11 protein-coding genes are annotated in these 22,514 nt (G+C 30.6%); all 11 read right to left on the bottom strand.

Annotated elements, in window-relative coordinates; translation table 11 throughout:
* Positions 1–96: 96 nt before the first annotated feature.
* The 11 genes from LPB302_RS00520 to LPB302_RS00470 all read right to left on the bottom strand — a co-directional run bounded on the left by LPB302_RS00520 (position 97) and on the right by LPB302_RS00470 (position 22,479).
* On the bottom strand, positions 97–1,017 hold the full coding sequence (locus LPB302_RS00520; protein ID WP_053974403.1) for a hypothetical protein: 921 nt from the start codon (positions 1,015–1,017) through the stop codon (positions 97–99).
* A gap of 15 nt (positions 1,018–1,032) precedes the next feature.
* Positions 1,033–3,075: a PKD domain protein gene (locus LPB302_RS00515; protein WP_143032704.1), complete on the bottom strand. Its 2,043-nt coding sequence runs from the start codon at positions 3,073–3,075 to the stop codon at positions 1,033–1,035.
* A 21-nt stretch (positions 3,076–3,096) separates the two neighbouring features.
* Positions 3,097–4,575 carry a RagB/SusD family nutrient uptake outer membrane protein gene (locus LPB302_RS00510; protein WP_082329781.1) on the bottom strand — a complete coding sequence of 493 codons (1,479 nt, stop codon included), beginning with the start codon at positions 4,573–4,575 and terminating at the stop codon, positions 3,097–3,099.
* An 11-nt stretch (positions 4,576–4,586) separates the two neighbouring features.
* Entirely contained in the window at positions 4,587–7,583 is a 2,997-nt protein-coding gene (locus LPB302_RS00505) for a SusC/RagA family TonB-linked outer membrane protein (RefSeq protein ID WP_231658720.1), read from the bottom strand.
* 268 nt (positions 7,584–7,851) lie between these two features.
* The gene (locus LPB302_RS00500) at positions 7,852–10,653 is read right to left on the bottom strand and encodes a helix-turn-helix and ligand-binding sensor domain-containing protein (RefSeq protein WP_053974400.1); all 2,802 of its coding nucleotides are present in this window, start codon (positions 10,651–10,653) and stop codon (positions 7,852–7,854) included.
* A gap of 550 nt (positions 10,654–11,203) precedes the next feature.
* On the bottom strand, positions 11,204–12,853 hold the full coding sequence (locus tag LPB302_RS00495) for an alpha-amylase family glycosyl hydrolase (protein WP_053974398.1): 1,650 nt from the start codon (positions 12,851–12,853) through the stop codon (positions 11,204–11,206).
* Positions 12,854–12,860: 7 nt separating this feature from the next.
* Positions 12,861–14,744, bottom strand: coding sequence for an alpha-amylase family protein (locus LPB302_RS00490; protein WP_053974397.1), 1,884 nt, complete (start codon positions 14,742–14,744; stop codon positions 12,861–12,863).
* Between the two features lie 9 nt (positions 14,745–14,753).
* Entirely contained in the window at positions 14,754–17,180 is a 2,427-nt protein-coding gene (locus LPB302_RS00485; RefSeq protein ID WP_053974396.1) for a glycoside hydrolase family 31 protein, read from the bottom strand.
* A gap of 56 nt (positions 17,181–17,236) precedes the next feature.
* Positions 17,237–18,184 (bottom strand): alpha/beta hydrolase, encoded by a 948-nt coding sequence (locus tag LPB302_RS00480; protein ID WP_053974395.1) that lies wholly within the window; start codon positions 18,182–18,184, stop codon positions 17,237–17,239.
* Positions 18,185–18,227: 43 nt separating this feature from the next.
* On the bottom strand, positions 18,228–20,162 hold the full coding sequence (locus tag LPB302_RS00475; protein ID WP_053974394.1) for a glycoside hydrolase family 13 protein: 1,935 nt from the start codon (positions 20,160–20,162) through the stop codon (positions 18,228–18,230).
* Positions 20,163–20,172: 10 nt separating this feature from the next.
* Positions 20,173–22,479, bottom strand: a complete 2,307-nt coding sequence (locus LPB302_RS00470; protein WP_053974393.1) for a glycoside hydrolase family 65 protein — start codon at positions 22,477–22,479, stop codon at positions 20,173–20,175.
* Between the last annotated feature and the right edge of the window lie 35 nt (positions 22,480–22,514).

Here is a 22,514-nt window from a genome sequence, read left to right as displayed (position 1 = left end):
AGATAAATAATTACTATAAATTAAAATTTAAAAAATGAAACCAGCAAAAAAAATTCTTTTACTGGTTTCGAACTTTCAATTAATTAATTCAAAATATTATTCTAATGTGATGATAAACCACCAATCGAACTCTGCATTACCATCAGTAGTTCTTAACACTAATTCATTTGGTGTTCCTCTATCAAAAATTTCATAGTTATGACTACCTCCAGTATAATAACCTATAAATCCGTTTCCAGAAATACTAATGGTTTCTGTTCCTCCTGGAGCTGTTAACGCATATGTTTCTGTATAATCTAAAAATGCATAGTTTTCTATATCTGCACCATTTGGAGTACCAGATACATTAGGTCCCAAATCATTTACGATATAAGGATCTCTACCAAAAATAGTTCCATTAGTTACGTATGAAAAAGTACCATCAGAAGAAAAAGTAATTCTATCATCGTACATACCTACACCTGCTTTTTCATCTGGACCTGCTCCATACCATTCTGCAATAGTACTACCTGCTACTGGACCTAAACCAAAATGCTTAGCTTTTGCAGCATGAACTTTCCAAGTTCTTGAAGTTACAGCATTAGGATCTGCAGGATCAAAACCAAATAATTTTGTTTTTAATTCTACTGGTGGTGCATAGGTTGATAAAACTTCTACATCTATAGATTTAGAAGTAGCAATACCTGCTGTACCTGTTGCAACAACAGTAACTGTATAAGTATTTAAACCTAACTCACTAAAACTAATAGAAGTTTCACCAGAAAGTGCTACAACTTCTACACCATCGTAAGCATATTTGTAAGAAACTGCATTATCTGCTGATGCAGAAAAATTTACAACTCCACTTCCATCTCCATTTGGATTAGTAGCATCTGCACCTACAATTTCTGCAGTAATCTGAATATTAGTTGGTGCAATTATCTCACCAAAAGAATATTCATCTTCTTGACATCCTATGAAAGTTACAATCATAGAAAGTAAAAATGTTTTTAAGAATATATGTTTTATGTTTTTCATAATTAAATTATTTAATTAATTCTTTAATTGTAATTCATCATAATAGTAAACAGAATCATCTCCTGCATTTCCAAAATCGAAGAAAATTACTACTCTTACATAATCTCCTGTTGGAGCAGCACTAAAGTCATATGTTAATTCTTCCCAAGAATTTGCAACTGAAGTATTTAAATCTACTTCATGAGTAACTGAAGCGTCTGCATTTTCTAATTTAAGCTTTACTACAGCTCCTGATTTTGGAGACCAAGTTTTTACACTAATTTTACTGTAGTTATTCAAGTCTAAAGCCGAACCAACCTCAAAAAAAGTACCTGCCCAAACTTCTGAACCAGCAGTTTTTGTTAATTGTGCAACGTTTGCAGTTGTATTAATTCCTGATTGGTCTGGGTTTGTAATAACCTGTGTATCTGCTATATTACCAAATACTGTAAATGTTGGTGCAGTACCTTCAAAGTCTTGAAAGGTTAAACCTGCAGAAACACCTGAGTCATCAACTAGATTAATTTCATCATAATAATAAACAGAATCATCACCTGCGTTTCCAAAATCGAAGAAAATTACAACTCTTACATAATCTGCAGCTGGTGCAGCACTAAAGTCGTACAATAATTCTTCCCAAGAATTAGAAACAGTTGTATTCATATCTACTTCATGAGTAACAGATGCATCTGCATTTTCTAATTTTAACTTTACTTGTGCTCCTGTTTTTGGAGACCATGTTTTTACACTTATTTTACTATAATTGTTAAAGTCTAAAGGTGTACTAGTTTCGAAAAATGTACCTGCCCAAACTTCTGAACCAGCAGTTTTTGTAAGTTTAGCAACATTTGCTGAAGTGTTTTCACCAGAAGCATCTGGATTTGCGATAACCTCTGTAGCTGCAATATTACCAAATACAGTAAACGTTGGTGCTGTACCTTCAAAATCTTGAACAGTAGAAGTTACTATGCTTGATGGTGCTTTGTAAAAGTAGAAATTATCTACATATACGTTACCAGCAATTCCATCTGAATCGATTAAGATTTGTGTAATTTTTTCTTTGTTTGCAAGGTTTCCACCATCAAAACCAGTCATATCAATATCAATACTTTGCCATGAACCACCAACTGTAGTTCCTAAAGATTCGATATCCTCTCCTCCATCAACTGTATTTACAATTTTCACAAATAATTCATTTGTAGTTCCTTCTGGAACCCAATAATCAATATGCATCATTTCCATTCCAGAAAGATCTATACCTGTATCATAATTTGTAACGATACCTAAAAAGTCTAAAGTCGTAAGCTTCCATACATTATCTGAATCAACTGAAGTTGCTTCGAAATTTCCTGCAGACCAAGAAGTTGGTAGTTCGTTTAAAGTTACATCTGTGTAAACATCACTAAAAATAGAAACCACATCTGTATCATTTCTAGCAGGAGCAACTGGTGCTGCTTCTGTAGGAGCCAAAATTTCAGTAACTTCAAAATCTACTGCAAAATCAGTTGTTGCAATTGCACCACCTTTTGCTGTTACTACTACAGAATATGTTCCTGGATTAGCATACACATAAGAAATTGTTTCACCAATATTACCAGAAACTACTGGCTGAGAAACTCCTGTTTCACCAGAATTGAATTCGAACATCGCTGCAAAATCTGCAGTTGCTGTAATATTAACTTGTTTTGAAACTGCTACATCATTCTCTAAAACTACTACTAAATTCTGTGGTGCTTGAAATGATACAACTAATTGTTGAACAGTTTCTACAACATCACCAGCTAAGTTTGAAGCTGCAACAATAACTTGATAAGTACCTTCTGCATAAATATGCTCTACACTTTCACCTTGATTTAAAGTTGCTGAGTCTGAATTATCTCCAAAAAAGATTTCAAAACTTACAGCTCCTTGTGCTGTTGGTGTAATGGTTACAGAACCAGTATTGTCTTGAGTTATAGCATAACTTGCAGTAACCTCTGAAGGAGGTGCCATATTATCTGCAAAAGACGTGTCTCTTAAATCTTCTTCACAGGCAACAACTACCAATAGTAAAAAGAAGAATTTATATATATTTTTCATTTTTTTCATTCTTGTAATTTTTTAATAATTAGGATTTTGTGACCAACGATCTCCTGCTAATTGAATTTCAATTGCTGGTATTGGAAAAACTTCATGTTTGCCAGCTACAAATCCGTTTATTGATTGAGCAGCTCTACCCGTTCTTACCAAATCAAAAAATCTATGACCTTCACCTACTAATTCAGTTCTTCTTTCCTCTAAAATATTATTGTACAAATTATCACCTGTTGCTACAATATTTCTAGTACTGTTTCCAAAAGCTCTTTCTCTTACTCTATTTAAGTAAGCCTGTGCTTTAGTATCGTTTGGAGAAGAACTTCTGTTAAAAGCTTCTGCTGCCATTAATAATACATCTGCAAAACGAATTGCTCTATAGTTGTTTGGATTTGTTAAATTTCTGTCTCCTTGTGCATTAGAACTTCTTGTTCTAGGTAAATACTTTCTATTAAAATAACCTGTGTGTTCATAACCTTCTCCAAAAGTTGCACCTGTTGAAGCTGCCCACGCATTAATATCTAAAATTGCTACATCTCTTCTAAGATCTCCTGCTTCAAAAGCATCATACGCTTCTTGAACTGGAACATTAAAGCTAAAACCAGATGAGAATTCTGGACCAGTATAGTTTCTAATTCCACTAAAACCTACTGCAACATTTCCTTCTGAACATTGTAAACAACCAAAACCTGCTCCTTGACCTTCAAAATATTGAACTTCAAAAACTGATTCTATATTATTTTCTCCTGCTTCTTCAAAAATTGAATTGTAATCTGTAACTAAATCATGAGGACCATTTAAAATTAAGTCATCTAATACTGCTGCAGCTTCATCATATTTTTGTTGAAATAAATAAATTTTACCTAATAAAGCTTGTGCAGCTCCTTTTGTAACTCTACCTGGAGTTGTTTGGACATAAGGCAAGTTATTAGCTGCAAAAGTTAAATCTGCTTCTAACTGTGTGTAAATTTCAGATTTTGGAGTTCTATCAATGGTAAATTGTTCTCCGAATTCAATTCTTTTATCTACTGCTAAAGGTACATCTCCAAACCATTTTACCAATTCAAAATAATAGTAAGCTCTTAAAAAAGTAGCTTCTGCTAATACTTGTTCCTTACCTGTAAAATCTGTTTTATCTTTAAACTCTAAGATGTAGTTTGCTCTGTTAACACCTGCATACATCCAGCTCCAAATATCTCTTAACTGAACATTTTGAGGTGTATGAGTCATATCATCTACTTCTTGTATACCTAATACATCTGTAGCACTCTCACCCCCAGCTAAAGTATTGTCTGAGGCGATTTCACCTAACATTACATTTAAGTAACTAGATTGTAACATATCATATGCACCAATTAATGCATTTTGATAGTCTTCTTCTGAATTAAAAAAGTCTTCTGAATTATCTCCTGCAGGTTGTACATCTACGAAATCATCACTACAAGAAATAGTAAACCCTAGAAATAAAACTGCGACTAAATATTTTTTTATGTTTATTGTTTTCATCTTATATCTAATTAAAAGTTAACATTCATTCCGAATAAAAATGTTTTTGGACTTGGGTAAAAACCTTGATCTATACCCCCACCAATTGGTGCTCCATTTGATGTTGTTGGGTCATAACCTTTGTATTTAGTAAGTGTAAATAAATTACTAGCAGACACATAAAATCTTAGTTTATTAAACTTTAACTTTTCTAATGTTGCATCTCCTACACTATAACCTAATTGAACACTTTGTAATCTTAAGAAAGAACCATCCTCTACAAAGAAATCTGAGAATAAGTTATTACCAGTTGCACCAGTTGTTACTCTTGGCACAGTATTACTTGTACCTGGCCCTGTCCATCTGTCTAAGAAATAAGTTGCTCTATTAGTTAATGGTAGAGTTCTTTCGTAATTCCTTACAATTTCATTTCCAATAGAAGCAAAAGCGTAAGCATTAAAATCGAAATTTTTATAATTGAATGATAAGTTTAAACCCATTGTTACATCTGCAATTGGATCTCCAATATAAGTTCTATCATCTGCATCAATAATTCCATCTCCATTTACATCTTTAAATCTTAAATCACCAGGAGCAGCATTAGTTTGAGTTGCATGTGAGTTTACATCTGCTTGAGTTTGGAATAAACCATCTGTTTGGTAACCATAAAAATAACCAATTGGAAAACCAGCTTCCATTCTTGAAGGTGGATCTTGACCTACACCAAATGAACCTCCTTCAATAATTCCTGTAGAATTACCTACGAAAGTTACTTCGTTATTTAAAGTTGTAAAATTGTAGTTTACATTAAAATCAAAATCTTCTGATATTGATTCTCTATAACCAATTGCAAATTCGAATCCTGAATTTACAACTGTACCAGCATTAACAACAGGAACAGATGAACCAGGAGCTGCAACACCAATAATACCTGATGTTTGTGCAGAAACTAATAAATCTTCAGTAGTTTTCTTAAAGTAATCCATAGTAATATTTACCTTATTGAATAACTCTAAATCGACACCAATGTCTAAAGGTTTTTGCTCTTCCCATTTAATTTCTGGGTTTGCAATAGGACCTAACGCAATACCTTGAACTAGTTGATTATCAAAAACATACTCAGCTTCTCCATTTAATACAGATACAAATCTAAATCCTGGTATTCTATCATTACCAATGATACCATAACTTGCTCTAAATTTTAAGAAACTAACAATATTTGAATCTTGTAAAAAATCTTCTTCTGATGCTACCCAACCAACAGAAGCTGTAGGGAAAAAACCAAATTTATTTTTTGGTCCAAAATTAGTAGAACCATCTCTTCTTAAAACAGCTGAGAATAAATATTTGCTATCATAAGCATATTGTAATCTAGTGAAGTAAGATAATAATCTACTATCAAAAACTAAATTATCTCCATTATTATTGTTTCTAAAGATCTCTAAACCATCTCCATTTAAAACAGGAGTACCAATAATAACACTATTTAAATCATCTCCTTCTGCATTACTTGTTAAAATAGTTTGGAATCTACCAATAGTTTTAAATACTGAAGTACCAACCATTGCTTTTACACTATGTACATCATTATATACTCTTTCATAATTGATAAAAGCATCAAATGTATAATCAAAAAAGCTTTGACTAAAATCTGTAAAAGAACCTAAATCTACATTAAAAACATTGTTATTACCAAAATTTGCAATCTTGTTATAGGTGTTAGAAGTAGAAACAGCATAATTTGCTTGATATCTTGTTTCTGCTGTAAAATAGTCTAAGAATTTATAACTTAAACCATAACTTCCAGAAATTTTATTTACCCAATTTCTATTATTAGCATTATCTATTTGAGCTAATGGGTTTGCTACTTCTATACCTGTTCCTATAGCTGGAGGTAAAGAGAAATTACCACTACTATCTCTAACTGGAGTAGTTGGTGGCATATTTAAAGCGTTAAATAAAATAGAACCTAAAGCATTCTCTATTAAATTCTTCTTGTTTGTATTTGTATAAATTGTAGAAGAAGTAAATTTTAAGTTATCTGTAATATCAGTATCAAAATTAAAACGGATATTTCTTCTATTAAAGTTAGCTTTACTACCACCAACAATACCATCTTGACTTGTTACTGAAAGCCCTAAAGAAAACGTAGATTTTTCTGTACCCTTATTTAAAGTATAATCAATACTGTAAATTGGTGCAGTTTCGAAAACTGAATTTTGCCAATTTGTACCTTGACCAAGACCACTTACACTTGCAAAAGGTAAAGCTTCACCATTTGCAGCAAATGCTTCATTGGCTAACAAAGCATACTCTGTTGCATTAAGAAGTGGAATTTCTCTAGTTGTATTTTGAAAACCAGTTGAAATATTTAATATAGATTGAAAATCTGTGTTTTTTCTACCTGACTTTGTTGTTACTAAAATCACACCATTTGCTGCACGAACTCCATAAATACCTGCAGATGCATCTTTAAGAATATTGATAGATTCAATATCTGATGGATTAACAACACTTAAGTCTTCAATAACTCTTCCATCTAATAAAATTAAAGGTCTGCTGTCTCCATTTGTAGAAACACCTCTAATTCTAATATTAGAACCTGCTCCTGGAGAACCTGATGATTGTGTAATATTTACACCTGCAACTTGCCCTTGTAAAGCTTGTTCAATTCTTGTTGGATTTAAGTCTTCTATAGTAGCACTAGAAACTACAGAAACTGCACCTGTAACTTCTTTTTTACTTTGTGTACCATAACCAATAACTACAATTTCATCTAATGACTCAGTTGCCTGAGTTAACAAAACATCTATTGTTTCTTGATTAACTACAACCTCTTTTACTTCATAACCTAAATAGTTATAAACTAAAACTGACCCACTTTTTACATTTGAAAGACTATACATACCATCAAAATCTGTTTGGGTACCTATAGTAGTTCCTTTAATACTTATACTTACTCCTGGTAAAACATCACCATTTAAAGCATCTTTTACAACACCTTTTACATTCATCGTTTGTGATTGCATCAAAAACGGTGTTAAAAAAAGGAGTAACAATATTACTTTTTTACTCATAAAATAAAATTTAGTTATTTATAATTATGTTTTTTGTAAAATTAGGGTTAATAATTTGTTATTTTCTCAAAATAAACCTCAACAAAAAACATACATTACATAAAATAGCAGCTATACTTGAGAAAAAAGATTTTTAATAAAGTAATTTTAACAGTATTAAAATTACTAAATATTAAAATGTTGTGGTAATGTTGTAGCCTTTTAAATCTATATATAGGTGCTATATTTCTAAAATGTAGTTTGTTAAGTTAGCATCATGAGGTAGATTAATTTTTTTACGTAAACGATAACGTTTTACTTCTACACTTCTAGGAGATATATTTAAAAGAGGAGCAATCTCTTTAGATGATAGGTTTAATCGAAGATATGCACAAAGTCTTAAGTCGTTTGGAGTCAACTCTGGATGTTTAGCTTTAATCTTTTTTAGAAACTTTTTATCAGCATTATTAAATGCTTCTTGAAACATCTTCCAATCATCTGTATTGTTCAGGTTTTTATCAATAAACTTAATAACTTTAGGAATACCTGAATTACCATTTGAAGTAAGCTCTTGTTTTATAGTATTTAAGAATTCGTTCTTTTTAATAATACTCATTGTAGACGTAGCCAACTCTCTATTTTTACTTTCTATATTACTTCTTAACTTATCATTATTTAGCTTTATAATTTTCTGTGAAGATTCTAATTCCTTTAACTCTAACTCTATTCTTGATTTTTCTATCAGCTCTTCTCTTTGCTTTTTATAGTATCTTCTAGAGAACAAATGTAAAATGTATAAAAAGACTAAAAACAGAATAATGTAGATAAGTATTAACGTATTAGAAAAATACCATGGCTTTAAAATCTCGAAAGAATAACTGGCTACATTCTCACTCAACTTGCCATCTAAAGATGCTCTTACCTTAAAAGTATAATCACCTGCATCTAAGTTTTTAAATAAGAAGTTATTGCTTAGTGATAAAGAACTCCATTTTGAATTTAATCCTTCTAATTTATACTGATATTTTACTGAGGAACTTTTACTATAGTTAGGTACACTATAAAAAAACTGAAAACTATTTTTTCTTTTATCAAAAACCTGATTATTGTTTAACTTCACATATTCTTGTGAATCATCAATTTCATTATTTAAAACCTTGTCTATATTTATATAGAAATCAGCAGGTTCTTTTACCAAATTTAAATCAATTACTAAATAGCCCTCTGTTGTACCTACCAAATAAATTTCATCTTTAAGGTTTAATAAATTTTCATAACCAGATGCCCCTTTGAACAAAGACCCTTTAATAGAAATAACCTCCAAATCAGGCTGATTACTAAATTTACCAGGAATCAAATATCTAATATCATCTTTTGTAAAAGACCATAGTTTATTATTTGCTTTATCATTGATCAACTTTGCAGATAAGAATTTTTCTTCAGGCATTAATTGACTGTAAACTGAATCCCTTAAAAATGTATCTTTCTTTTCATCATATTTATAAATACCTTTTTTACAAGAATATAATATGTTATTGTTGTAATTAATTAAACTGGAATGAATACCCTTCTCTACAGATTTGTCTTTAACTATTTTAATGATTTTTTCTAATTTACCATCAACATCTAATTTAAAAACACCTTTATATTCATGATTTACAAAGATTTTGTCTTTATTGATAATCTCAAAATACCTACTTGAGTTTGCAAAACCTTCAATTTTATTTTTTAACTGCCAAATACCATTCAAAGATTTAATGACATATAAACCTTCATAATTACCTAATATAAGTGTTGATTTATTTACTTGTTTCAATTGCCAAGAGCCAAAAGTTCCTTCTATAATGTTAGCTCGATTATTAGAAATAGTGAACGTACCTGAATCATGATTACAGAATAAAGTATCATTAAAAACCTGTAAACTCCATACCTGACCTTCAGTATTTTCAATAAGCATAAAAGGATCTACAGAATTATTCCTTTTATAATATAATCCTTGATTAGTGCCTATATACAAGTAATCTTCATAAATAATGGAAGCATAAATTGTACCCCAAAAATTCTCGTTTTTCAAAAATTGTTTGAATGGAGATTTTAAATTGATGGTATTAATTCCATTATCTAAACCCAACCAAATATTATTTTCTAAATCTTCAAAAATAGAGAGTACTGTATTATTACTTAAGCCTACATCTTGTGTAATATGATAAATAACATCTCCTGTTTGATTAATCTTTATAATTCCACTTGAAATTGTACCTAAAATTAAGTTACCATTCTTTAATTGTTTTGCACTATATATTGTTTTTGTAGCTAATAAATCAGTTGAACTTGGAGTCCATTTCTCAAGTAACTTGTTCTCTAAATAGAAAAAGCCATCCTTTTGGGTTACGAAAAATAGGGTTCCATTTTTATTTAAAATTTCAACAACCCTGCTTTCTTTTAGAATCTCATGATCTGAAATTAATTTTGGTTGACCATTTTCGATAACAAAAACACCTTTACCCAATTCTTGAAAGTAAATTCTATTTTCAACTCGAGAAATTTTTAGAATACTATCTGTAGCATTAATTATTTTGAAATCTTTACTTTCTATATTGTATAGGTAAATTCTTTCTAGAGATTTAAAAATTACCCAGCCATCTAACTCACAAATTTCCCAGATTTGCTCATCTTCCAACATAGTAATGTTATTCTGCTTTACAATAGATGAATATTTTAATTGACCAAAATCATCTTTTTGCCAAAAACCAAAATCCATATAGAAACCTGTGTACACCAAGTCTTCATGACACTTTACAGAACGCATAATGGTTTCATTTGGAGTAGCATACAATTGCCAAGAAGCACCATTAAATTCTAATAAGCCCTTATTATTTGCAACGTAAATGTATTTTTTTGAGTTTTGTGAAATAGCCCAGTTTTGATTCTCAGCTCCATAAATCTCAGGTGTGTATTTATTTATTGGTGGAATTTCTTGAGCATAACTATTAGAAAAAGTAAAAAACACAGTAAAGAGGAAAATTTTTAAACTTTTGATCATAATAGTTTTGTTTGGTTACGAATTTACTAAAATATAAATAATGTATAGTCTAAAAAAAAATATGTATAGGGAAAAGTGCAGTAAAATTTTACTTTAATAACGATTTATAATGTTAGCATCAATTTTATTAATCTATAAATTATTATGAAATCTCATTTAATTACTTAATTTTATAGCATATTAATATATTGAATGAATTTTATTAAGAATTTAGGTAAAGCAAACTTATTGATGCTGTTGTTATGCTTGCTAATTATTATAGTTGCAGAGTATCTTTTTTTAACTGGTAATAAATTACATGGAATATTTTTGGGCCTTTGGGCACCAACTTTATTAGGTTTTTTAATTTACCTAAAACTTATAAAGAATGAGCGCAGATGATATAGTGCTATATTTTTCCCTTTTTGTAGGAGTTTGCGTTGTTTTATGGGCATATTTCATGATAAGAGAATTTAATAGAGTAGGAAAAAATTAAAATATTTTAACATAAAATAAAAGCGACTATCTATAAAAATATAGATAGTCGCTTTTTTAGTTAAGGTGTTTTGTTTTATTTTCTTTCTAAAAGAAAAATATCATTTTCTGTGGTTATATTTAGAGTACCATTATTGACTTCAAAAACCTTATTCGAATATGTGTCTCTTATTTCATTGCCATTTTCATACATCTCTGACACATCAATGCTATAATTATTTTCTGTAAGATTTAAACCAATTAGCACTTTGTCTTCATTTCTTGTTCTGGAAAAGATTAGTCCATTAGTATTAGAAATTATTTTGTGCTTACCTGCACCAACAGCCATGTGATTTGCTCTAAACTGACCTAATTTCTGCCAATGATTTAAAATTTTCTTAGTTGCTGTATTTTCAGAAATAACATCCCAGTTCATAAATGAACGCAAAGTTGCATCTCCAACTGTACCTTCTATTGTTAAATCTCTTGCAGATTCATCTCCATAATAAACCTGTGAAGTTCCAGGAGTTAACAACAGCATATTTGCTGTTTTAAAAGGCTTCGTGCGTTCTTTGTCAAAAGGCTGACCATCATCATGAGATGTCATGTAATTCAATACCCCATAACCCCTTAAACTTGTATTTAATAAGGAATCATATTTTTGAAAAACATTGTTGGCATTCATTTGTTTAGCATTCCACTTAATCTCAAAATTGATTAAACTATTAAAAGCATCATCGAAATAATTTACTTTTTTATCACCAAAATCAAAAGCTGTACCATGTGAAATTGCATAATTGTAAACTTCACCTACCAAATAGAAATTATTATCATCTAACACTTTATCTGGATTATTTTTTTTGAATTCGTTAAAAGCAAAATCACATTCTTGTTTAAATTCTTGCCAAACAAATTCTTCAGTATGCTTAACTGTATCTACTCTATAACCATCTATACCAAAATCGGTAATATAATCTGTTAGCCATTTCATAATGTAAAAACGTGGAGCTCTTGGATGACCTGTTCTTTCAAAATATGCATCTAACTCTTTTACTTCTTGCTCATACCTGCCTTCAGCTTTCCATTTTGCAATTAATTGAGGTGGAAGCTCAACACTTTCATTACTTTCTGTTCTAATATCTGGTAGATTTTTAACCAAAGTACAGGTTATAGTGTTTTCATAATTACTGTACTCACATTGAGGCTCTGTTCTTACCCAACTTGAAGGCCAAACAGCATCTTTTTCTGTTACAGGACCTGTATGATTAATAACTGCGTCTAAAAGTATTCTAATTCCGTTTTTATGAGCTAAATCCACCAATTCTTTAAGCTCTTTAGTAGTTCCATAATTAGGGTCTATTTTAGTCCAATCTTTAGCCCAATATCCATGATAACCATAAGACATTCCTGTACCTTCATCTGTACCTCCATGAATTTGCTCAACAACAGGAGTCATCCAAATTGCATTAATACCTAAATCTGTAAAATAACCTTCCTTTATTTTTTGTGTAATTCCTTTTATATCTCCACCTTCAAAACCGCGTAATTTTCCTGTTTCTGCTGTTCTATCAAAATTTACGTCATTAGATGTATCACCATTATTAAAACGATCTGTTAGTAAAAAGTAAACGTTTGCTCCTTCCCAAACAAACTCTTTAGTTTCTGACTTTTCTACATTTTTTGATTCCGATTTTTCTTGACAACTAAATAACAAGAATAAACCAAAAATGAATATGATTTTTTTCATAAAATAATTATTTATTAGAATTTACTTTTAAGATAAATGATTGTAAAGGTTTTACATCTACTCTAACCCTAGCTTCATTCTTAGAAACTTTTAATACAGATGTATACTCGTTATAAAGTTGATCTTGCATATGATAATCGCCTTCAGATAACCCCCATGCATCAACAATATTATTTGGTAGAGCTAACTCAAAACCATAGGTATTATCTGCATTAAAATTGGTGACTATAATTAACTTTTCATCACCTTTGTAACGAACAAAAGAAAGTACTTTATCATTATACCATTCTGTATTCTCTCTATTAAATTGATGTATATCTTGATACTCGCCCATTAAAGCATCACTATTAATGGTAAAGTTTAGCAAGCGTTTGTAGAAATCTCTTAAAGCTAATTCTTCTTTGGTAGATTTACCTCCATCGAACTTTTTATCATTTACCCACCTTTGTAATGTAGGAACTCCAATATAATCGAATATTGAGGTTCTTGATGGAGCTCCAAAACCTGCAGCTTCAGATCCATCTTCTCCAAATTCTTGCCCAAAATAAATCATGGTTGGAGATGTTGAAATTGTTGCAGAAACAACCATGGCTGGTTTTGCTTTTAAAGCATTACCTGCAAACTCTGGACTTGCAATTCTTTGTTCATCATGATTTTCTAGAAAATGCAACATATGATGTTCTATATCTTTTAAATCTTCTTGAATTTGAGGAATATTATCTGTTAATCCATGACCTTGCATAATGTGTTTTATGGTATCATACAACTGCACTTTATCATATAAATAATCCATTTTACCTTTTTGGATATAGTCTCTATATAAATGTGGTTGATATACTTCTGCCAACAAATATGCGTCTGGATTTTTAGCTTTAATTGCAGAATTCATATAACTCCAAAACTCTACAGGTACCATTTCTGCCATATCAAAACGAAAACCATCTACCCCTTTTTCTATCCAATACAAAGCAATATCTCTAAATTTAACCCAAGAATCAGGAACAGTTTTATCTTGCCAAAATTCAAAATGCTTTTGATAATCTTCATTTTCGAAGCCAATTGGTAATTCATCAAACTCCTTCTTACCATCTGGAGTAACACCATAGTTTACCTTTACAGTTTCATACCAGTCATAAAAACCTGGTTTTGGAGTTCTGGCTCCATTACCTGTCCATTTTGCAGGGTTTTCATCAAACTTACCATCAGTTAAGGCATTATTATCACCTCCTAAAGGTTTGTATTCATTTATAAAATCTGGAACTTCAAATGCTTTATTAGGTACGTAGTAAAAGTTATTGTTTAAGCTGTATTCTACAGATGTATCATCATCTGCTCCAAAATCTTTTACACCTTTTGGATTGCTTAAACTTTGGTAATTACGTGCTACGTGATTAGGCACAATATCTATAATTACTTTTAAATTTGCTTTATGAGATCTTTCTATCAAATCTTCAAACTCCTCTAACCTATTCTCTACATTTTCTGCTAAATCTGGATTTACATTGTAGTAATCTTTAACTGCATAAGGAGAACCTGCTCTACCTTTAACAACATCTGGATCATCATTTGAAATTCCATATTTAGAATAATCTGTAATTACTCCATGATGAGGAACACCTGTATACCAAATGTGAGTAACCCCTAAATCTTTAATTTGTGAAAGAGCTTTATCTGTAAAATCATTGAACTTCCCTACCCCATTTTCTTCAATAGTACCCCAAGGTTTGTTGTTTGTATTTGTGTTACCAAACAATCTTGTAAATACCTGATAAACAACTGTCTTTTTTTCAGAAGGCTCTTGCATTACTTTTTTATCTTCTTTTTTGTTGGTGGTACAGCCCACAATTAATGATAATATACTAACTACTAAAATGCTCTGTATTTTGTTCATTGTTAACTTCTATTTTAGTGTAATTTTTATTTCTATTTCTTTTTTAGGATTCCATTTAAATGGAATTCTTAAGGTATTATTTTTTGGTTGATTGCTTACCTTTTTTCCATTAACCTTAATCTTTTTGGGATTATAATTTATATTATGAATCACCAAAACTATGTTCTTATTAGAAGATTCCCAGTTCTTTCCTAATTCAGCTTCAAAATCAATTTCTAAATATTTTTTGCTAAATTCTGCTTCAAAATTTAAAGTTTCATACAATCCTTTTTCAAAGGCATTAGCTGTCAGTCCATCATCATTATAATAACTTCTAGCACTATTTTTTTTGGAATTATGAAAGTAGTAATGTAGCTCTAAATTATCAGTGTTATAATTATCTGTAGATTGCACCAATTTTGACATCAAAACTAAAGCACCTTCTCTAACATAAGTTGGTATTGACTTCTCTTCTACTTTTACATTTTTAGTCTGACCACCTTTAACAACTTCATTTGTATAAAAATTAACCCAATTGGCTGTTTTTGGAAAATACATTTCTTTAGAAACCGCTGAATCTTTTAAAATTGGAGTAATTAAAAAGTCTTTTCCCCATAAATAGGTTGTAGCATTCGTCATTAACTTTTCATCATCTTCCTCAAAAAATATAGGACGCATTAAAGGTGTTCCTTTTTGATTATTCTCGAAAGCCAAGTTGTAGTTGTAAGGCAGCATTTTATAACGTAACTCTATAGCCTGTTTTGCCAGCTGTTTTGTTTCTGCATTTCTATAAACAGGCTCACTAGCCACAGCTTCTTGAGCATGAGGTCTGTAAATTGGCTGAAAAACTCCATATTGCATCCATCTAGTATAAAGATTATCGTCTAAATTATCACCTGCAAAACCTCCTAAATCAGAGTGCATATAACCTAAACCTTGCATACCCATTTGTAATGCTATTTCTGGTTGAGATTGCAAACCTCCCCAACTTCTGCTAACATCTCCAGACCAAGGAATCATTCCAAAACGTTGAGAACCTGAAGAACCTGCTCTCATTAAAATAAATGGTCTTTCATTTGGATATTCTTTCTGATAATTCTCAAATATTAATTTAGCCCAATCATGTCCATAAATATTATGAATTTCATCTGCTTTTTTACTTGTTCCAAAACTAACCCAAGAAGGTAAAACTTCTGGTTCACCTAAATCTCCCCAAATACCTTTTACTCCTAAATTGTAAATGCTCTTATAGATGTTCCAAAACCAATCTCTGCCTTCTTTTTTATATAAATCGATTATACCTGTATTACCAAAGTAAAAATCGTATTTGGCTGAATCACCTATAGTATCTTTAGCTAATACTTGTTTTTGATTCGCCTCTTTCCATTTCTTTGAAGTAGTTAATACAAAGGGTTCTGTAATTAAGACTGTTTTAACTCCTTTTTCTTTAAAACGAGAAATCATCCCTTTTAAATCTGGAAAAGAATCTTTGTAGGCTTCTAAATTACCCATAGTTCCTTGAATGGTTTTTCCAAACCAAAATAAATCTAAGATTACAGCATCTACAGGAATATTATCTTCTTTAAACTTAGCGATTGTTGTTTCTGTTTCTTCTTGAGAATGATAGCCAAATCTACTAGAAAAATTACCCAAAGCCCATCTTGGAGGTAAAGGCTGTTTGCCTGTTAAATTGGTGTAGTTTTCGATGAGATTCTGCCAAGAATCGCCCACAATAACTTGATACGTTTTGCGCCCAGAAATAGTTTCGTAAGTTAAAGTCTTATCTTTTTTACTATCTAAATCTAAATAGCCTACAGGTGCATTATCAAAATGAATCATGTATTTTTTAGATGATATAACTAAGGGCATTGTATAATTCATAAGCTCTGCATAGTCTTGATAACCATATTGAGCTCTGTTATAAAGAGGCAATCTTTTACCTCTTCTATTCATACCTAAAGCTCTTGCTCCTGCTCCATATAAAACCTCATCTTCATTTAAATTGAATTCAATCTTTTCTGTAGTATCATATTTTATATTTCCTTTCACCATTTCTAAAGGAATATGGGTAGAACTGAAGTAGCCTCTTTTTTCTGAAGTAATTACATTATTTCTTTTGTCTTTATAAATAATTTGAAATGGCTTAGTAACTACCTCAATTCTGATAGAATTACTAGAATACGAAATGGTATCACCTTTATATTTATATTTTGTTTTAACGATTTTTGGTGATAAAACTACAGCATGACTTTCTTGAATTTCTTTTTGGTTAATAGGAATAAAAGAGGTTTCTAAAATATCATTTGTGAAAAATTTAAATTTATATTTTCCATCATTGGTAGTTACCGAAAAAATTCCATTTTCTTCATTGTGTGATTTGTAAATCCTATTTGGATTTTGAGAAAATGAGAAAAACGATGTTAAAAAAAGGAAAATAAAAAAATTACATGTTTTCATAATTCTAATCGAATTTTAATAGATAATGATTAATGTGATTGATCTTTATTATTCTATTATTTCTTAAGTAAAAAAGTTAAAGGAATATCTACTCTTTTTTGCCAAGAATTTTCTGAATGGTCTGTTCCTTCAAAAAATAAGTTTTTAAAATTCTCTTTGGTGTAACCAGCCTTTGTAAAAATGCTATCTACCTTAGGTGCATATTGAGGATAAAACTGATCTAATGTTTTATTTCCATAATCAAAATACATTCTGTGATTCTCTGAATCTGGAACATTCTCTTCTAAATAAGCAAAAATTGCTGCAGGTAGAGGATTTGTTTTACTTGGAGAAGCACCCACCCAATGTGTAGATACACAAGCCCCAGCTTGAAAAACATTTGGATATTCTGCAACAGCATACATACTCATTAAACCACCCATGGATGAACCCATTACAAAAGTATTTTGCTTGTCTGTAAACACAGAATAGGTATTGTCTATGTATGGTTTCAATTCCTCTATAATAAATTTAAGGTAACCATCTCCATTTAAATCTACACTAAAATTATTCTTCTTAGCTTCTGCATATAAAGCCTCTTTTTCTGCTTTTGGCACAAAACTCATTGCCTTCTCAGGAAACAAATCTTGCCATCTAATTTTAGGTATATTATGTACACCAACAACTATGAAATCTCTGGTTATTCCTTCTTTCATTAATCTTGTAGCAACTTCATCAATTTGCCACTCTTGCTTATTCCAAGTTGTAGTTTCATCGAATAAATTTTGACCATCATGCATATATAAAACTGCATATTTCTTACTTGTAGCATAATTATTTGGCAACCAAACATCAACAGATCTTGGCACTAAATATTTTGAAGGAAAAGAATCTATTCTCATTAATTTTCCACCAGCCAAAACAGCATCCTCTAATTCTTGAGCAACAATTTTAGAAGTAATTTGCTTTTGTGATTGACAAGAAAAACCAATAAAAAGTACAAGTATCCATAAGACTCTTTTCATAATTTATAATTTTAATGTATTGAATTTATTTTCTAATAGAAGTTTAGATTTTAGTGCTAAATATTAAACTACCTTTTTGAGTTAATTCTAATGTATTATTCCAAATAAAATCTTCACCAGTTACAATATTATTTAGCGTTTTACCATCTAAACCAACCTCTTTAAAACGACCTAAATCTACTGTTATGGGCTGGTTATTTTTATTGATGATATGAACAACTGTTTCATTTTCAGAAATTCTAAAAAGCATATAAACACCATCTAAAGGTGCAAAATGGAGTGTTTTTCCATGAATAATGGCTTCACTGTTTTTTCTATAATTTAATATTGTTTTTACAAAAGATTGCATTTCTTTTTTCTCTGATGATAGTCCTACTCCAGTAAACGCATTAATTTTATCACCTTTCCAGCCTCCAGGAAAATCAGTTCTAATTAATCCATGGTCTCCATGGTTGGAAGTATCATCCATTAAGAATTCTGTACCATAATATATTTGAGGAATTCTTGGTAGCATTAACATATAACTTAATGCCATTTTAGCTTTAGTTGCATCTTCGTTTAATGCAGTAAACATTCTACCTTCATCATGATTATCTAAAAAAATCATAATATCTTCTGGAGTTGCATAGCTAAAATCATTAGCCAAAGCTTCATAAATTTTAACTAATCCTGTTCCCCAAGTTTCATTTTCATTAACACCTTCTATTATAGCTTTCTGCATTGGAAAATCCATAGTAGATTTTAAATTAGACTCGTAACCATCTTTATTTTTTGAGCCTTTTTGCCAATAACCAACTAACAATGGATTGTAACTCCACTCTTCACCTACAATAGAAAAATTTGGATATTCTTTCATTATAGCACCTGCCCAATCACTCATGAAATCTTTATCTGGATATGGATAGGTATCTTGTCTGATACCTCCAAGACCTAAAGTTTCTATCCACCAAATACTATTCTGAATGATGTATTTTGCTAAGAATGGATTTCTTTGATTCAAATCTGGCATACCCTCTACAAACCAGCCTTCATTATTCCCTTTTCTATCAGATTTTGAAGCATATAAATCTTGGTTTGTTGTTCTTCTATGGTTTGAGAATTTTGTAACCTTGTAAGTCCAATTATCAATATAGTCTTCATAATTTTTTTGATCATTAACCCAATCATTAAAAGGTAAATCTTTCATCCACCAATGTTCTAACCCACAATGATTTGCAACTTGATCCATAATCAATTTCATCCCTTTATCTTTGAGTTTTTTTGAAAGATTTTTATAATCTTCTAACGTCCCAAAACGTGGATCTACTTGATAATAATCTGTAATTGCATAACCATGATAAGAACCTTGAGGCATATCATTTGTTAACACTGGAGTTGGCCAAACAGCAGTAAAACCTAAATCTGAAATATAATCTACACCATTTATAATTCCCTGTAGATCTCCTCCATGACGTTTATAACCATCAGTTCTATCTAAAGATTGATCTTTTAAATTTGGTAACCTATCATTAGATTCGTCTGCATTTGTAAAACGATCTGGTGTTATTAAATAGATAGCATCTGAATTGTCAAAACCTTCATAAGATTCTGCCGATTTTTCTCTTAATTTTAATTCGTAAGTGTGTGTTTTTTTTGATCCATCATCATAATTAAATGAAATATCAAACTTTCCAGGTTTCGTAGTCGTTGATATTTCTAAATCAATAAAAAGATAATTTGGACTTTTGGCCTTATTTACTTTTGTTATAGAAACACCATTGTAAGTAATTTTTGGTGTTGCAGCTCCAATATTATCTTCTTTTACCAATAATTGTAAAGAAGTATCTTTAAAGCCAATGAACCAATTTGGTGGTTCTACTCTCTCTAAAGAAATATTTGATATGATACCTTCAGAAACCTTTTGTTCTGTTGTTTCTTTGTTACAAGAAAAAAAACTTAAACAAATAACTACTAATAAGCTGTTTCTGAAGATATTCATATGATTAAATTTATGCTGTTTTTAAACTGTTTGGTGATATTGTTTTTAAATCGCCATTAACCAGAATCTTTATTTCTTGGTTACCTTCTACTTCGAAATAAGTTTCTCCTTGTTGCACATTCACCTTAATTACTTGATTTCTAAAATTAACTTTAAATGAGAAAGATTTCCATTGTTTAGGAATTTTTGGCGCAAAAGAAAGTGTATTTTCAACTACTCTCATTCCTGCAAAACCTTCTACAATACTCATCCAAGTTCCAGCCATAGAAGTAATATGCAAGCCTTCTTCTACTTCGTGATTATAATCATCTAAATCTAAACGAGATGTTCTTAAATAGAAGGTATACGCTTGATCCATTCTGTCTAACTTTGCAGCTTGTATACTGTGTACACAAGGTGATAGTGAACTTTCATGAACAGTAAAAGGTTCGTAAAAATCGAAATGACGTTCTAATTCTTCTGTAGAAAAATGATCTTCGAACATATAAAAACCTTGCAGGGTATCTGCTTGCTTAATATATGGTGAACGTAAAATTCTATCCCAACTCCATTTTTGGTTTATTGGTCTCTGACTTTTATCTAAATCTTCTACTGTAATTAACTCTTTATCTAAGAAACCATCTTGTTGTAAAAACACATTATGCTTTTCTGAATGAGGAAAATACATGTTGTCAGAAACATTTTTCCATGAAGATAATTCTTCATCTGTAAAATTGGTTTTCTCTTTAATTCTAATGTAATCAGAAATGTGATCTATCTTAACAGTTTCTATATTTTCTAAAGCATACTCTATACACCATTTTGCAATGTAATTTGTATACCAATTATTATTTACGTTATTCTCATATTCATTAGGGCCAGTAACACCTAGCATTACAAACTTTCTCTTGTCCATAGAGAAGTTTACTCTTTGATGCCAAAAACGAGCAATACCAATTAAAACTTCTAAACCTTTTTCAGGAATATAAGAGTAATCATTAGTGTACCTAAAGTAGTTATAAATGGCAAAGGCTATTGCTCCATTTCTATGAATTTCTTCAAAAGTAATTTCCCATTCATTATGGCATTCTTCACCATTCATAGTAACCATTGGGTATAATGCAGCTCCATTAGTAAAACCTAATTTCTCTGCATTTTCAATAGCTTTATCTAAATGATTATATCTATACTCCAATAAAGTTCTTGCTACTGACTGATCTTTGGTTGCCATATAAAAAGGAATACAATATGCTTCTGTATCCCAATAGGTACTTCCTCCATATTTTTCTCCTGTAAATCCCTTAGGACCAATATTTAAAGAAGCATCTGTACCTAAATAAGTTTGATTTAGTTGAAAAATATTAAAACGGATTCCTTGTTGTGCCTTAACATCACCTTCTATTGTAATATCTGATGTATGCCATATTTGCGCCCAAGAATTTTTCTGAGTTTCTAACATTGCATCAAAACCAAAACTTACAGCTTTATCTAAAGCTTCTTTTGCAGCAGCTACTAATGCATTTTTATCATGATTTCTATCAACTACATAACCACCAAACTTATGAATAGTGTAAGTTTCGTTTTTCTTTACTTGTTGTTGATAATTACATAATGCTGTTTTTTCTGTTTTCTCATTATCACAATCAATTAAAATTTCTTCTTGGTTGATGAATAATCTGGATTGCATAAAAGTACACGTATGAAATTCAGTTTTCATCGTTTTTGCTTCTATGAAAGATTGTTGATTGTTTTGGGTTACGTTTAAAACATCCCAAAATTGGTCATCCCAGTTGGTATCTTCATTAGTAATACTTGCATCTAAATATGGTGTATACGTTATTTTAGCATCTGAATTTAAAGGTGTTACATTATAATTTATTACACCAACCTCATCTAACTCTAAACTTAGAAAACGTTTTGTATCAACCTTAATTTTTATTCCATTTTGTAATTCAGCTTCAAAACTTCTAGCTAACCAACCTTCTTGCATGTTTAGTTCACGCTTGAATTTTGAAACAGATTTACAAATGTGTAAATCTAATTCTTCATCGTTAATTTTAACATTGATTCCAATCCAATTTGGTGCGTTTAATACTTTAGCAAAATATTCTGGATATCCATTTTTCCACCAACCAACTCTGGTTTTATCTGGATAATAAACTCCTGCAATATAACTTCCTTGAAAAGTTGGACCTGTATACTTTTCTTCGAAATTTGCACGCTGACCCATGGCTCCATTTCCTATACTGAATAAACTTTCTGAAGACTTTACTCTTTCTGCATTAAATCCTTCTTCAAGAATAGACCATGCATTTGGTTGTATATAATCTTGATTCATTTTCTTTATTTTTAGAGGGAAAGAGCTTGTGTTTT

Origin of the sequence: Polaribacter dokdonensis (assembly GCF_024362345.1) — a bacterium.
Classification (GTDB): Bacteria; Bacteroidota; Bacteroidia; order Flavobacteriales; family Flavobacteriaceae; genus Polaribacter; species Polaribacter dokdonensis.
This window is presented reverse-complemented; position numbering and strand designations above follow the sequence as displayed.

Coding starts and splice junctions, on each gene's coding strand:
- LPB302_RS00520 (WP_053974403.1), bottom strand. CDS start 1,017: ATGAAAAACATAAAACATATATTCTTAAAAACATTTTTACTTTCTATG.
- LPB302_RS00515 (WP_143032704.1), bottom strand. CDS start 3,075: ATGAAAAATATATATAAATTCTTCTTTTTACTATTGGTAGTTGTTGCC.
- LPB302_RS00510 (WP_082329781.1), bottom strand. CDS start 4,575: ATGAAAACAATAAACATAAAAAAATATTTAGTCGCAGTTTTATTTCTA.
- LPB302_RS00505 (WP_231658720.1), bottom strand. CDS start 7,583: ATGCAATCACAAACGATGAATGTAAAAGGTGTTGTAAAAGATGCTTTA.
- LPB302_RS00500 (WP_053974400.1), bottom strand. CDS start 10,653: ATGATCAAAAGTTTAAAAATTTTCCTCTTTACTGTGTTTTTTACTTTT.
- LPB302_RS00495 (WP_053974398.1), bottom strand. CDS start 12,853: ATGAAAAAAATCATATTCATTTTTGGTTTATTCTTGTTATTTAGTTGT.
- LPB302_RS00490 (WP_053974397.1), bottom strand. CDS start 14,744: ATGAACAAAATACAGAGCATTTTAGTAGTTAGTATATTATCATTAATT.
- LPB302_RS00485 (WP_053974396.1), bottom strand. CDS start 17,180: ATGAAAACATGTAATTTTTTTATTTTCCTTTTTTTAACATCGTTTTTC.
- LPB302_RS00480 (WP_053974395.1), bottom strand. CDS start 18,184: ATGAAAAGAGTCTTATGGATACTTGTACTTTTTATTGGTTTTTCTTGT.
- LPB302_RS00475 (WP_053974394.1), bottom strand. CDS start 20,162: ATGAATATCTTCAGAAACAGCTTATTAGTAGTTATTTGTTTAAGTTTT.
- LPB302_RS00470 (WP_053974393.1), bottom strand. CDS start 22,479: ATGAATCAAGATTATATACAACCAAATGCATGGTCTATTCTTGAAGAA.